Annotated in this window: 11 protein-coding genes and 1 other annotated feature; of the genes, 5 read left to right on the plus strand and 6 right to left on the minus strand. The window is 50.4% G+C overall.

The genetic code is table 11. The annotated features are described in order from the left end of the window. Positions 1-224: 224 nt before the first annotated feature. The 3 genes from clpB to rluD all read right to left on the minus strand — a co-directional run bounded on the left by clpB (position 225) and on the right by rluD (position 4,644). Entirely contained in the window at positions 225-2,798 is a 2,574-nt protein-coding gene (clpB, locus tag X965_RS15455; RefSeq protein WP_032097900.1) for an ATP-dependent chaperone ClpB, read from the minus strand. A 112-nt stretch (positions 2,799-2,910) separates the two neighbouring features. Further along, on the minus strand, positions 2,911-3,657 hold the full coding sequence (gene yfiH, locus X965_RS15460; protein WP_004237890.1) for a purine nucleoside phosphorylase YfiH: 747 nt from the start codon (positions 3,655-3,657) through the stop codon (positions 2,911-2,913). 9 nt (positions 3,658-3,666) lie between these two features. Beyond that, on the minus strand, positions 3,667-4,644 hold the full coding sequence (gene rluD, locus X965_RS15465) for a 23S rRNA pseudouridine(1911/1915/1917) synthase RluD (protein WP_004237889.1): 978 nt from the start codon (positions 4,642-4,644) through the stop codon (positions 3,667-3,669). Between the two features lie 137 nt (positions 4,645-4,781). Here rluD and bamD point away from each other — a divergent pair, with 137 nt between their 5' ends. From bamD to X965_RS15490, 5 genes are all read left to right on the plus strand, one after another. Continuing rightward, entirely contained in the window at positions 4,782-5,516 is a 735-nt protein-coding gene (gene bamD, locus X965_RS15470; protein WP_024472621.1) for an outer membrane protein assembly factor BamD, read from the plus strand. A gap of 309 nt (positions 5,517-5,825) precedes the next feature. Next, on the plus strand, positions 5,826-6,170 hold the full coding sequence (gene raiA, locus X965_RS15475) for a ribosome-associated translation inhibitor RaiA (RefSeq protein WP_004237887.1): 345 nt from the start codon (positions 5,826-5,828) through the stop codon (positions 6,168-6,170). A 122-nt stretch (positions 6,171-6,292) separates the two neighbouring features. Continuing rightward, positions 6,293-6,414 (plus strand) — a sequence feature (Phe leader region). Between the two features lie 29 nt (positions 6,415-6,443). Beyond that, complete coding sequence (pheA, locus tag X965_RS15480) at positions 6,444-7,595, plus strand: bifunctional chorismate mutase/prephenate dehydratase (protein ID WP_036418780.1); 1,152 nt, start codon at positions 6,444-6,446, stop codon at positions 7,593-7,595. Positions 7,596-7,749: 154 nt separating this feature from the next. Next, entirely contained in the window at positions 7,750-8,727 is a 978-nt protein-coding gene (gene epmA, locus X965_RS15485) for an elongation factor P--(R)-beta-lysine ligase (protein ID WP_004237885.1), read from the plus strand. Between the two features lie 168 nt (positions 8,728-8,895). Beyond that, the gene (locus tag X965_RS15490; protein ID WP_004237884.1) at positions 8,896-9,600 is read left to right on the plus strand and encodes a hypothetical protein; all 705 of its coding nucleotides are present in this window, start codon (positions 8,896-8,898) and stop codon (positions 9,598-9,600) included. 46 nt (positions 9,601-9,646) lie between these two features. On the opposite strand, the gene tyrA is transcribed toward X965_RS15490, so the two are convergent. From tyrA to rplS, 3 genes are all read right to left on the minus strand, one after another. Further along, complete coding sequence (gene tyrA, locus X965_RS15495) at positions 9,647-10,768, minus strand: bifunctional chorismate mutase/prephenate dehydrogenase (RefSeq protein WP_036418782.1); 1,122 nt, start codon at positions 10,766-10,768, stop codon at positions 9,647-9,649. An 18-nt stretch (positions 10,769-10,786) separates the two neighbouring features. Continuing rightward, positions 10,787-11,881, minus strand: a complete 1,095-nt coding sequence (locus X965_RS15500) for a 3-deoxy-7-phosphoheptulonate synthase (protein ID WP_004237882.1) — start codon at positions 11,879-11,881, stop codon at positions 10,787-10,789. A 434-nt stretch (positions 11,882-12,315) separates the two neighbouring features. After that, entirely contained in the window at positions 12,316-12,669 is a 354-nt protein-coding gene (rplS, locus tag X965_RS15505; RefSeq protein WP_004237881.1) for a 50S ribosomal protein L19, read from the minus strand. Between the last annotated feature and the right edge of the window lie 13 nt (positions 12,670-12,682).

A 12,682-nucleotide genomic window follows, 5' to 3' on the forward strand; every position in this document is an offset into this window, starting at 1 on the left:
CAACTTTTTTCGCTTTCCTCTACTGTCGGCGCGCTTCTCAGCGTGTTGTTCCGTGTCAGTGAGGGCGCATTATAGACACTCACTGAGATCACGCAAGTGTTTATTTCAACTTTTTTTCTGTTTGCTCAAAAACCGGGCAAACATACAAGGTATCGCTGATTTCCTGTGCATTATGCACAAAAAAGGGGCGCTTTCGCGCCCCTCTGTTTTGTTTTCTTCTGTTATTACTGTTTCGCGGTGATCACACCATCGGTTAAATCCAGAGTGATCATTTTGCCCGGAATCAGTTTGCCGGACAGCATCGCCTGCGCCATCGGGTTTTCGATCTCCTGCTGAATAGCCCGTTTCAGCGGACGTGCCCCGAATACCGGGTCGAATCCGGCTTCTGCCAGTTTATCCAGCGCACTGTCAGTAATCGTGACCTGATAGCCGTGCTCTTCCAGACGTTTGTACAGGCGTTTGAGCTGAATTTTCGCAATCGCGTGGATCTGCTCTTTCGCCAGCGGATGGAATACCACCACTTCATCAATACGGTTGATGAATTCCGGTCTGAAGTGATGAGAAACCACTTCCATGACCGCGCCTTTCATTGCATCGTAATTCAGTTCACCAAAGTGTTCCTGAATCCGGTCAGACCCCAGGTTAGAGGTCATAATCACGACCGTGTTACGGAAGTCCACGGTGCGACCCTGCCCGTCAGTCAGCCGTCCGTCATCCAGCACCTGTAATAAGATGTTGAAGACATCCGGATGCGCTTTTTCCACTTCATCCAGCAGAATGACGGAATAAGGACGACGGCGGACCGCTTCGGTCAGATAACCGCCCTCTTCATACCCGACATATCCCGGAGGTGCCCCGATAAGCCGTGCCACAGAGTGTTTTTCCATAAACTCGGACATATCGATACGCACCATCGCGTCATCGCTGTCGAACAGGAAATCAGCCAGCGCTTTACACAGCTCGGTTTTACCCACCCCGGTCGGTCCGAGGAACAGGAACGAACCAATCGGACGGTTCGGATCCGATAACCCGGCACGGCTGCGGCGGATAGCATTGGCTACCGCGTCAACTGCTTCATCCTGGCCGATCACACGGCTGTGCATCACCTGCTCCATGCGCAGCAGTTTTTCACGCTCGCCTTCCAGCATGCGGGATACCGGAATACCGGTCCAGCGCGCCAGGATCTCAGCGATTTCCACATCAGTGACTTTATTACGCAGCAGTTTCATCTCTTTATCTTCTGCCGCATTGGCTGCTGCCAGCTGTTTTTCCAGCTCCGGAATTTTACCGTACTGTAATTCTGACATTTTGGTCAGATCACCGGTACGGCGTGCCTGCTCCAGTGCCGTTTTTGCCTGCTCCAGTTCTGCTTTGATGTGCTGGGTACCGGACAGCGTTGCTTTCTCCGCTTTCCACTCTTCTTCCAGAGACGCATACTCGCGCTCTTTCTCGGTCAGTTCCTGCTCCAGCATATCAAGCCGTTTTTTACTGGCATCATCAGACTCTTTTTTCAGTGCCTGCTGTTCCAGTTTTAACTGAATGATACGGCGATCCAGTCTGTCGAGGGATTCCGGTTTGGAATCCATCTGCATACGCAGACTTGCACCTGCTTCATCAATCAGGTCAATCGCTTTATCCGGTAACATACGATCCGTGATATAGCGGTGAGATAACGTTGCCGCCGCGACAATCGCCGGGTCGGTTATCTGCACATGGTGATGCAGTTCATACCGCTCTTTCAGACCACGCAGAATCGCAATGGTGTCTTCCACTGTCGGCTCTGCCACATAGACTTTCTGGAAACGGCGCTCTAATGCCGCATCTTTCTCTATATACTGGCGGTATTCATCCAGTGTGGTTGCGCCCACACAGTGCAGTTCACCACGGGCCAGTGCCGGTTTCAGCATGTTCCCGGCGTCCATTGCGCCATCCGCTTTACCTGCGCCGACCATGGTATGCAGCTCATCAATAAAGAGGATGACACTGCCTTCTTCTTTGGATAATTCATTCAGAACGGCTTTCAGACGCTCCTCGAAATCACCGCGGTATTTGGCACCAGCCAGCAGCGCACCGAGATCCAGAGACAGCACGCGTTTATTTTTCAGTCCTTCCGGGACTTCGCCGTTGACGATACGCTGCGCCAGTCCTTCCACGATGGCGGTTTTACCCACCCCGGGCTCCCCGATCAGTACCGGGTTGTTTTTGGTTCTGCGCTGTAAGACCTGGATAGTCCGGCGGATCTCTTCATCACGGCCGATAACCGGGTCGAGTTTGCCGGATTCGGCGCGCTCAGTTAAATCAATCGTATATTTCTTCAGGGCCTGGCGTTGATCTTCCGCGCCCTGGTCATTCACATTCTCACCACCACGCATAGTGTCTATAGCCTTCTTAAGTGTTTGTTTATTAATTCCGGCTGCTTTTAATACATCTGCTAATGAGCTGTTGCTCTCTAATACAGCCAGAACAAAAATTTCGGATGCGATGTAAGCATCATTTTGTTTTTGTGCAATCTGGTCACATATATTCAGGTGACGGATTAAATCCTGAGAGGGTTGCACATCCCCGGCGGAACCTTCCACCTGCGGTAAACGACTGATGGTGTCATCAATCTTCTGATTAAGCTGCGCAATATCCGCCCCGGCTGATGCCAGTAACGGACGCACCGACCCGCCTTCCTGATGCAGAAATGCTGACAGTAAATGCACGGGTTCAATAAACTGATTGCTGTGCCCGACTGCAAGAGACTGGGCGTCGGCGAGCGCTTGCTGGAATTTATTCGTGAAACGATCCAAACGCATAACACCTCCAAAAAATGGCTTTGAATTTTAGCTAAGTACTAAATGAGGACTTTTGTCAAATATTCAAGCCAGATTTTGAAAAAATATTAAATATTATGCGTAATCCTGAAGGTTATGACTTTTGCGGCGGGGTGATCCAGATAAATGACGCCATCCGTCCGGTACGGGCATCACGGCGGTAAGAAAAGAAGCGGGCAGAATCTGTCACGGTGCATTCGGTGCCGCCGGAAACAGCGGTCACACCGGCTGCTGCCAGCCGCTGACGGGCCAGCTGATAAATATCTGCCAGATATTTATCACCATGCGGAATAAATGCTGAAGCTGCTTCTGCCGCGTGCGCCATAAACGCCTCCCGCACTTCAGCGCCGACCTCAAATTTCTGCGGGCCGATGGCCGGCCCCAGCCAGGCAATAATGTCTGACGGCGCAGCCGTAAAGCAGGAGACCGTATTTTCCAGCACGCCACCACATAAACTGCGCCAGCCGGCGTGAGCACCGGCCACTTCGCGCCCGTCACGGGAACAGAACAGTACCGGCAGGCAATCCGCCGTCATGATCGCACAGACCTTCCCCGGGGTGCGGGTATACACCGCATCGGCCTGCGGGCCGCGCGGTGTGTTGTCATCCAGAATGGCAACATCCGTTCCGTGTACCTGATTCAGCCACAGCGGCGTGTCCGGAAACCCGGCCGCCTCTGCCAGAATCGCCCTGTTACGGGCGACATCCTCCGGGGAATCACCGGTATGCAGCCCCAGATTGAGGCTGTCAAACGGCGGCTGACTGACACCGCCTGTACGTAATGAACTGCAGGCTCTCACACCTGCGGGCAGCGGCCATTGCGGGGTAATCAGTGCGGTCATGGTGACTCCTTACCAGTCCATATCATCCTGATGCTCTTGTGCATCAGCTTTGAGAACTTCAATCAGTTTCACCATATCATCCGGAATCGGCGCGTGCCACTCCATCTGAATCCCGGTGATCGGATGGTAAAGACGCAGCATGGTGGCATGCAGAGCCTGGCGGTCAAATTCACGCAGTGCATCGCGGAATTCATCACTTGCCCCTTTCAGCGGGCGCGGACGACCGCCGTAGAGCTGATCACCCACCAACGGATGATTGATATGTGCCATATGCACACGGATCTGGTGAGTACGGCCGGTTTCCAGACGCAGACGCAGACGGGTGTGAGCACGGAAATGCTCCATCACACGGTAATGTGTCACCGCCGGTTTACCCATCGGGTTAACGGCCATATGAGTACGTTTGGTCGGGTGGCGGGAAATCGGTTCTTCCACTTTGCCGCCCGCTGTCATACGGCCATTGGCCACCGCTTCATATTCACGGGTGATTTCGCGCAGTTGCAGTGATTCCACCAGCCGTGTCTGGGCAGGTACAGTTTTCGCCACCACCATCAGCCCGGTGGTATCTTTATCCAGGCGGTGAACGATACCCGCACGCGGCACATCGGCAATATCAGGATAATGATACAGCAGCGCGTTCAGGACAGTACCGTCCGGATTACCTGCTCCCGGGTGCACCACAAAATCACGCGGTTTATTAATCACCAGGATATCATCATCTTCATAAACGATATTGAGCGGCAGGTTTTGCGGTTCAAAACGCATGTCCTCATCAATCAGTGCATCAATACTGATCTGTTCCCCGCCCAGCATTTTTTCTTTTGGTTTGTTGACAAGACGGCCGTTAACCTGAACCCTGTCATCTAAGATCCACTCTTTTATACGTGATCGTGAATAATCAGGGAACAATTCCGCCAAAGCCTGATCTAAACGCTGACCGAGCTGTGATTCATTAATAGTTGCGGTAAGTTGTATTTCTTGAGCCATGTTTGTCTCTGTTTCAGAAAGTTATATTTTGAACGGTAACACCGTTTCATTTAAACTATGTGGTATTGTATCGTGATCGCCAGCGGGAGCTGTACGGAGTGCTCCCTAAAAAATATTCAGAGGATAATCAACACGTGATGATACGTATGAAATATCTCGTGGCCGCCGCCACGCTAAGCCTCATGTTGTCCGGCTGTTCCGGAAACAAGGAAATTCTCCCGGATGCCTCACCGTCAGAGCTGTATACTGTCGGCCAGGAAAAATTACAGGACGGTAACTATAAAGGGGCCATCACGCAGCTTGAGACCCTCGATAACCGTTTTCCTTTCGGCCCGTATTCGCAGCAGGTTCAGCTGGATCTGATTTACGCCTACTATAAAGCAGGTGATTTACAGATGGCACTGGCCTCAATCGACCGTTTCATGCGTCTGAACCCGACACATCCGAACATCGATTACGTCCTGTACATGCGCGGTCTGACCGCTCAGGCGCTCGATGATAACATGCTGCAGAGTTTCTTTGGTATCGATCGTGCAGACCGTGACCCGCAAAACGCGCGTGTGGCGTTCCAGGATTTCAGCCAGTTACTGCGTTATTATCCGACCAGTATCTATGCAACAGACTCCGCAAAACGTCTGGTATTCCTCAAAGATCGCCTTGCGGCCTTTGAACTGGCCGTTGCGAAATTCTACACGAAACGCGGGGCATATGTCGCGGTGATTAATCGTGTTGAATTAATGCTGCGTGATTATCCGGACACACTGGCGACACGTCAGGCGCTGCCGCTGATGGAAAATGCCTATAATGAACTGGGATTAACGGCGGAAGCCGGAAAAGTGGCACAGCTGATTGCCGCCAACCCGCGCGACTGAGTTCCGTTTTACTCATCTGATTGAAAAGGCCATCTCCGGATGGCTTTTTTATTGTCTTATCATTATGTTACTACATAAAAAATGGCCGACAGCCTTCTCGTCTCTGAGAATATGCGGTCAGCCAACTTATCGATAATGCACGATTCAGTCCCTTCCCGCAAGTTGTATCATCTGTATTCTCAGCCTGAGTCACAAAATTATAACCTTTTGAAAAAACTAAAAAATATTAGTGACGGCGATCAATTTTTTCTTGCCGCCATCAACGTATTCTGAGTATCAACAAGACGGATGTAACAAAGAGAGGTCACTATGAATGTGAATATCACCAGTAAGCAAATGGAGATCACCCCGGCAATCCGGGAGCATGTTGAAAACCGTCTCGATAAGCTGAGTAAGTGGCAGGTTCCTTTAATTAACCCGCACATTATCCTCGCGAAAGATCCGCAGGGATTTGTGGTTGATGCCACCATCAGCACACCGAATGGAAATTTAGTTGCCAGCGCCAAACACGCTGATATGTACGCCGCCATCAATGAATTACTGGCGAAACTGGAACGGCAGCTGAATAAAGCACAGCACAAAGGTGAAGCGCGCCGCGCGGATAACAGTGTTAAAGAAGCCAACCTTGTGTCTGATGAAGAATCCGCAGAATAAAAAATATAATAAATTGAGTTTTGTCTCTGCGCGCCCTCCGGGCGCGTTTTTTTTGGTTGACACAACGGGTTGCATCAGGTCTATTAACTATCATCTGATGACACAACGGACAACGCACTGACCATGTATCCCCGTATCCGCTTCTTCTTTTTCTTTTTTCGCTTCTGTTAATGAGGCTTTTTGTCGTGTGAGAAAGAAAACGAAGACGCACAGAAAAGCCTCCCGCTGCGGAGGCTTTTTTTATCGCCGGGAAACAGGGTCTGAGGACAACATATGAACGATCTTTTAGCTATACGGGAACAAATCAGCCAGCTGGATGCACAATTGCTGGATCTGCTGGCAAAGCGGCGGCAGCTCGCCGTGGCTGTCGCACAGACAAAATTACAGGATAACCGCCCCATCCGCGATAAAAACCGCGAGCGTGAACTGCTGGATGTGCTGATAAACAAAGGCAAGCCGCACGGACTGGACGGATTTTATATCACCCGCCTGTTCCAGCTGATTATTGAGGATTCCGTCCTGACCCAGCAGGCGATTCTGCAAAAACACCTGAACCAGACACCGGATAACAGTGCACGGATAGCCTTCCTCGGCCCGAGAGGGTCTTATTCACATGTGGCCGCCCGCCAGTATTCCGCCCGTCATTTCGATCATATGACCGAGTTCAGCTGCAGTAAATTCCGCGATATTTTTGAGCTGGTTGAAAACGGTCAGGCCGATTACGGGATGCTGCCGCTGGAAAATACCAGTTCCGGCGCCATCAATGATGTCTATGATTTACTGCAGACCACCCCGCTTTCCATTGTCGGCGAGTTGCGCCTGCCGGTGAATCACTGTCTGCTGACCATTCCGGGCGCGGATATTGCCGGGATCACCACCCTTTACAGCCATCCGCAGCCGTTTGAGCAGTGCAGCCAGTATCTCAGCCAATTCCCGGATCACAAAATTGAATACTGCGAAAGTACCGCGGCGGCGATGGAAAAAGTTGCCTCCCTCAACCGGACAGATGTTGCAGCTCTCGGCAGCGAGGCCGGCGGCGCACTGTACGGGTTACAGGCGATCGCACAGAATCTTGCCAATCAGCAGACCAATATGACGCGCTTTATTGTCATTGCCCGCCAGCCGATTGATGTGTCAGAGCAGGTACCGGCGAAAACCACGCTGCTGATGGCGACCGGGCAACAGGCCGGTGCGCTGGTCGATGCCCTGATTATCCTGAAAGAGCATGACATTGTAATGAGCAAACTGGAATCCCGCCCTATTCACGGCACGCCGTGGGAAGAGATGTTTTATATTGATGTGCATGCCAATCTGCGCTCAGTACCGATGCAGCAGGCGCTCAAAGCGTTACAGGCAATCGCCCGTTCAGTGAAGGTGCTCGGCAGTTATCCGGGGGAACATGTCCCGCCTGCCTTAATCGGCTGATTATACCTGCCCGGGGTGCTGCCGCGCCCCGCCGCCGCACAATACGCCTGTTCAGAGTACGGTTTTACACGTAGCATGTTCTGCATATCTGTTTGTCACCATCAGAGGTTGCGGGTAAACTGCACCCTTTATTTTTATTCGGAGTTCTTACGGCATGAGTGATATTGCGGGCTGGCAGCCGACTGCCCCGATAGCCAATCTATTAAAACGCGCAAAAATTGTTAATGAAATCAGACATTTTTTTGCAGACAGAGGTGTATTAGAAGTCGAAACGCCGACCATGAGTCAGGCGACCGTCACCGATGTCCATCTGCGCGCCTTTGAAACTCAGTTTACCGGCCCCGGAGCCGCACAGGGAATAACGCTTTATCTGATGACCAGCCCGGAATACCACATGAAACGGTTACTGGCAGCGGGCAGCGGCCCTATTTATCAGATGGGCCGCAGTTATCGTAACGAGGAAGCCGGACGCTATCATAATCCGGAGTTCACCATGCTCGAATGGTATCGTCCTCATTATGATATGTACCGTCTGATAAATGAGGTTGATGATTTATTACAGCAAACCTTAGAGTGTGAAAGTGCAGAATCGTTATCCTATCAGCAGGCTTTCCTGCGCTACCTGGATATCGATCCGCTGACCGCCGAGAAAGACAAACTGCGTGAAGTTGCGGCCAAACTGGATGTCAGCAATATTGCCGATACTGAGGAAGATCGCGATACTATTTTGCAGTTGCTGTTTATGGTGGGTGTGGAGCCGCATATCGGGCTGGAAAAACCGACCTTTATTTATCACTTCCCGGCAAGCCAGGCGTCACTGGCGGAGATCAGCTCTGAAGATCACCGCGTGGCCGAGCGCTTTGAGGTGTATTACAAAGGGGTTGAGCTGGCAAACGGCTTCCGTGAACTGACTGATGCTGCAGAGCAGCGTCAGCGCTTTGAACGGGATAACCGCAAACGGGCAGCTATGGGTCTTCCGGAACAGCCGATTGATGAAAATCTGCTGGCAGCACTCGAGCACGGATTCCCGGAATGTGCAGGTGTGGCACTGGGGATTGACCGCCTGATTATGCTCGCACTGGGTGCAGAGCGGATCAGTGATGTGATCGCCTTCCCGGTTGATCGCGCATAATACCTCCTTCAGCCATCTGTTATGCAGATGGCTGCTTCTCTTTTCTTCATCTCATCTTTATTTTACCCGGCATAGCTAGTCAGCTCATTATTTGAAAGTGATCTGCATGGTCTGGTGCTATTTTTCGCTGAACATATATTAACGATATAAATCAGCGGAAAATAAATTATGCACATATCATCAGAAATCTTATCAGCTAAATTTCATGTGATTGAATCATCTGTAAAATCAGCAGTTAAAAACCTGTTTGCTTCATTACATTCTGTTTCTGATATTAAAATGACCAGCCATAAACCAGCTGAACCCACATTTAAGCAGGTTAACCTATGTCTTGATGAGGATGTGAATCAGGATCAAAGCATCACGTTCCGGGGTTACTGCAATAACTTCCGTGGCAATAAAGAAGATGCCATTCTGCTGCATGGACACTGGAAAGACGGACTCATACAGGTTGGTGGTAAGGCTGCCGCCGTTATAGAAAATAACAGGCTGGTTAAAATAAACGGGCAAGTTCAGCTAAAAACGGATCTGAGTGAAGCACAATGTCTGAATGCACAAGAACTGGTGGCTTACATAAATAAAAAATCCGGAGGCTCAGTTGATCTACTCAGGAATAACGGTCCTATCCATTTAGTTAGTTGTTTTGCAAAACGTCAGGCTGCGCAAGACCTTGCTGATGTGACAGGTCGTCCGGTCATTGCTTACTCCAATCAGCAAACAATTACTGCCGGTTATAACTATATTCATAACAAAGAATTTAATATTGAATCCAAACTCAAACATGCATGGGATCCGCGAGCTGTCATTATGAAAAAGGTATCTCATCAGGCAGTACCAAAAACCTTCTACCCTTCGGGAAATGGTGTGAAATAACCGGCAATGTATGAAGGTGCTGAAAATATCAGCACCTTCATATTTATCAGCGGCGGCTGTCGCTAGCCTGTTGCAGTAATCCCTGACTCTCTTTCATAAAGCGCTGTGCGTGCTCACCAAACCAGTCACTGACGGCGGAGAACTGCGAAATAAACTCTGCTTTATCCCGGCTTTCCAGCAGTGACATGGCTTCACCGAACTCACGGTGATAATCCTCTATCACATCCAGGTTATCTTCCGAAGCCATAATGATATCGGCATAAAGCTGCGGATCCTGGGCAAACAGACGACCAATCATGACCAGTTCCAGCCGGTAAATCGGTGAGGACAATGACAGCAGCTGCGCGAGATCGACATTTTCTTTTGCCAGATACCGCCCGTAAGCAAAGGTAGTGAAGTGACGCAGCGCCTGAATATAGCGCATATTGCGATCATGCTCCTGCGCCATAATACCCTGTAAATGCGCACCCCAGACCGTAATCTGTTCAAGGAACCACTGATACCGTTCCGGGAAACGTCCGTCACAAAAGGCCACCACCTGCTTGGCAAAACTGCCGACATCCGGCCCGAACATCGGGTGCAACCCGAGCACCGGCCCGTTGTGTACTGCCAGCATCGCCTGTAACGGCCCCGCTTTGACCGACGCAAGATCCGCCAGAATGCAATCTTCCGGCAGCGGCGGTAATTGTTTAATAACCTGTTCGGTCAGGTGGATAGGCACACTGACAATCACCATGCCCGCATCTGCCAGCAGTTCCGGGGCATCCGCCCAGTCGCCGCTGTCCAGAATACGCACGGTATAACCGGACAGTGTCAGCATTCGCCGGAACAACTGCCCCATTTTGCCGTCACCACCGACAATCACTATCGGCCGGGCCTGCTCATTGAGCTTTTTAAACCCTTTATCATTCTCACGGGAATAGGACTCCCGCATGATACGGCGCAGCAAATCCTCTATCAGATCCGGCGGAACCCCGAGTGATTCCGCCTCCTGCCGCCGTGATGCCAGCATTGCGGCTTCGCGATCCGGCGCATAGACCGGCAGGCCGTGCTGGCTTTTCACTTCCCCGACTTCCGCCACTAGCTGCAGGCGTTTTGCCAGCAGTGACAGCAGCGATTTATCCACTTCATCAATTTGATCACGTAAATGTGTTAATGCACCGGACATACACCCTGCCTGTTTTTATTATCCTGCCTGCTGTAACTGAACCACACGCTCTGCCAGCGCCGGTGAGATCTGCTGATGCAGCTGACGCAGAACTGCTTCAGTGGTTTCCCAACTGATGCAGGCGTCTGTCACTGACACGCCGTACTGCATGGCACTGCGCGGCTGTTCTGATGACTGATTGCCTTCATTAATATGGCTTTCCAGCATAATACCGGTAATTGAGGTATTTCCGGCACAAATTTGTTCTGCCACGGCATCCACCACCAGCGGCTGACGACGGAAATCTTTATCCGAGTTGCCGTGACTGCAGTCTACCATCAGTGAAGGGGTGAGACCGGCTTTCTTCATTTGTGCCTCGCATTCCGTAATATCTTCCGCACTGTAGTTCGGGCGTTTTCCGCCGCGCAGGATCACATGGCCGTTCGGGTTACCCTGTGTCTGTAACAGACAGACCTGACCGGACTGGTTGATCCCCATAAAACGGTGTGGCATGGACGCAGCTTTCATGGCGTTGATGGCAGTGCTCAGGCTGCCGTCAGTCCCGTTTTTAAAGCCGACCGGCATGGACAGACCGGATGCCATTTCACGGTGTGTCTGTGATTCAGTGGTACGTGCACCGATAGCAGACCAGCTGAACAGATCCCCGAGGTACTGCGGGTTATTCGGATCCAGCGCTTCACCGGCCAGCGGCAGGCCGAGCTGAACCAGATCCACCATCAGTTTGCGGGCGATGTGCAGACCTTTTTCCATCTCGAAAGATCCATCCATAAACGGATCACTGATAAGTCCTTTCCAGCCCACGGTTGTCCGCGGTTTCTCAAAATAGACACGCATCACGATATACAGACTGTCACTCAACTCAGCAGATAATTCTTTCAGACGACGGGCATACTCCAGCGCTGCATCCGTGTCATGAACGGAACACGGGCCACAGACAACCAGTAAACGCGGATCGCGGTGATGAACAATATCCGCAATCGTCTTACGTGCACCGGCGATGGCATGCTGGTCGTTGCGACTCAATGGGTACTTTTGTTTCAGTTCTTCCGGTGAGATTAAAACAATTTCATCACTGATGTGAACGTTATTGAGTGCGTCTTTTTGCATGATCATAGTGTTTTCCTGCTGAGTTTTACAAAAAATGGATTACGTGTTGAGTGTCTGAGAAAACACCATAACATCCTTTGTAAATAATTCAATCCAAAATCGTAAAATATTTAACTTTTCGTACATTTTAAATTACAAAATAAAAATGAGATGTTCTGCACAGATAACCCCCATCAGCTACACCGCTTACAAATAAACGCTAATTCATTGAAAATAGAGTTAATTGATCGGGTTAAGGTTATAGTGTGTAAGATAATGACAGAAAGAAAGGTAGTTTATAAGGCAGGTATGATGTAAATAAATATTTACATCATAAAAATAATGTCATATAAACAATACAGAGAATCGAACGGAAAACAGGCAGGAAAGGAAAATAAAATAGCGTATAAAAAAGGCCAGCACGAGGCTGGCCTTTTATTATCATATCGGATGCTTGCGCATTATTTTGCGTTCAAACGCTCTTTAATACGAGCTGCCTTACCTGAACGCTCACGCAGGTAGTACAGTTTAGCACGACGAACGGCACCACGGCGTTTAACGCTGATGCTGTCAACAACAGGTGAGTGAGTCTGGAATACACGCTCAACACCTTCGCCGTTAGAAATCTTGCGAACAGTGAATGCAGAGTGCAGACCGCGGTTACGGATAGCGATAACCACGCCCTCGAATGCCTGCAGACGTTTTTTAGAACCTTCAACGACCCATACCTTAACTTCCACGGTGTCACCCGGACGGAATGAAGGTACGTCTTGTTTCATCTGCTCTTGTTCAAGTTGTTTAATAATGTTGCTCATAATAAATCTCTTA

The sequence above is a fragment of the Morganella sp. EGD-HP17 genome (genome assembly GCF_000512315.2).
Taxonomy (GTDB): domain Bacteria; phylum Pseudomonadota; class Gammaproteobacteria; order Enterobacterales; family Enterobacteriaceae; genus Morganella; species Morganella morganii.

Bases quoted from the DNA above. Each gene is read 5' to 3' on its own strand.
- clpB (WP_032097900.1), bottom strand. From the start codon at position 2,798: ATGCGTTTGGATCGTTTCACGAATAAATTCCAGCAAGCGCTCGCCGAC.
- yfiH (WP_004237890.1), bottom strand. From the start codon at position 3,657: ATGACCGCACTGATTACCCCGCAATGGCCGCTGCCCGCAGGTGTGAGA.
- rluD (WP_004237889.1), bottom strand. From the start codon at position 4,644: ATGGCTCAAGAAATACAACTTACCGCAACTATTAATGAATCACAGCTC.
- bamD (WP_024472621.1), top strand. From the start codon at position 4,782: ATGATACGTATGAAATATCTCGTGGCCGCCGCCACGCTAAGCCTCATG.
- raiA (WP_004237887.1), top strand. From the start codon at position 5,826: ATGAATGTGAATATCACCAGTAAGCAAATGGAGATCACCCCGGCAATC.
- pheA (WP_036418780.1), top strand. From the start codon at position 6,444: ATGAACGATCTTTTAGCTATACGGGAACAAATCAGCCAGCTGGATGCA.
- epmA (WP_004237885.1), top strand. From the start codon at position 7,750: ATGAGTGATATTGCGGGCTGGCAGCCGACTGCCCCGATAGCCAATCTA.
- X965_RS15490 (WP_004237884.1), top strand. From the start codon at position 8,896: ATGCACATATCATCAGAAATCTTATCAGCTAAATTTCATGTGATTGAA.
- tyrA (WP_036418782.1), bottom strand. From the start codon at position 10,768: ATGTCCGGTGCATTAACACATTTACGTGATCAAATTGATGAAGTGGAT.
- X965_RS15500 (WP_004237882.1), bottom strand. From the start codon at position 11,881: ATGATCATGCAAAAAGACGCACTCAATAACGTTCACATCAGTGATGAA.
- rplS (WP_004237881.1), bottom strand. From the start codon at position 12,669: ATGAGCAACATTATTAAACAACTTGAACAAGAGCAGATGAAACAAGAC.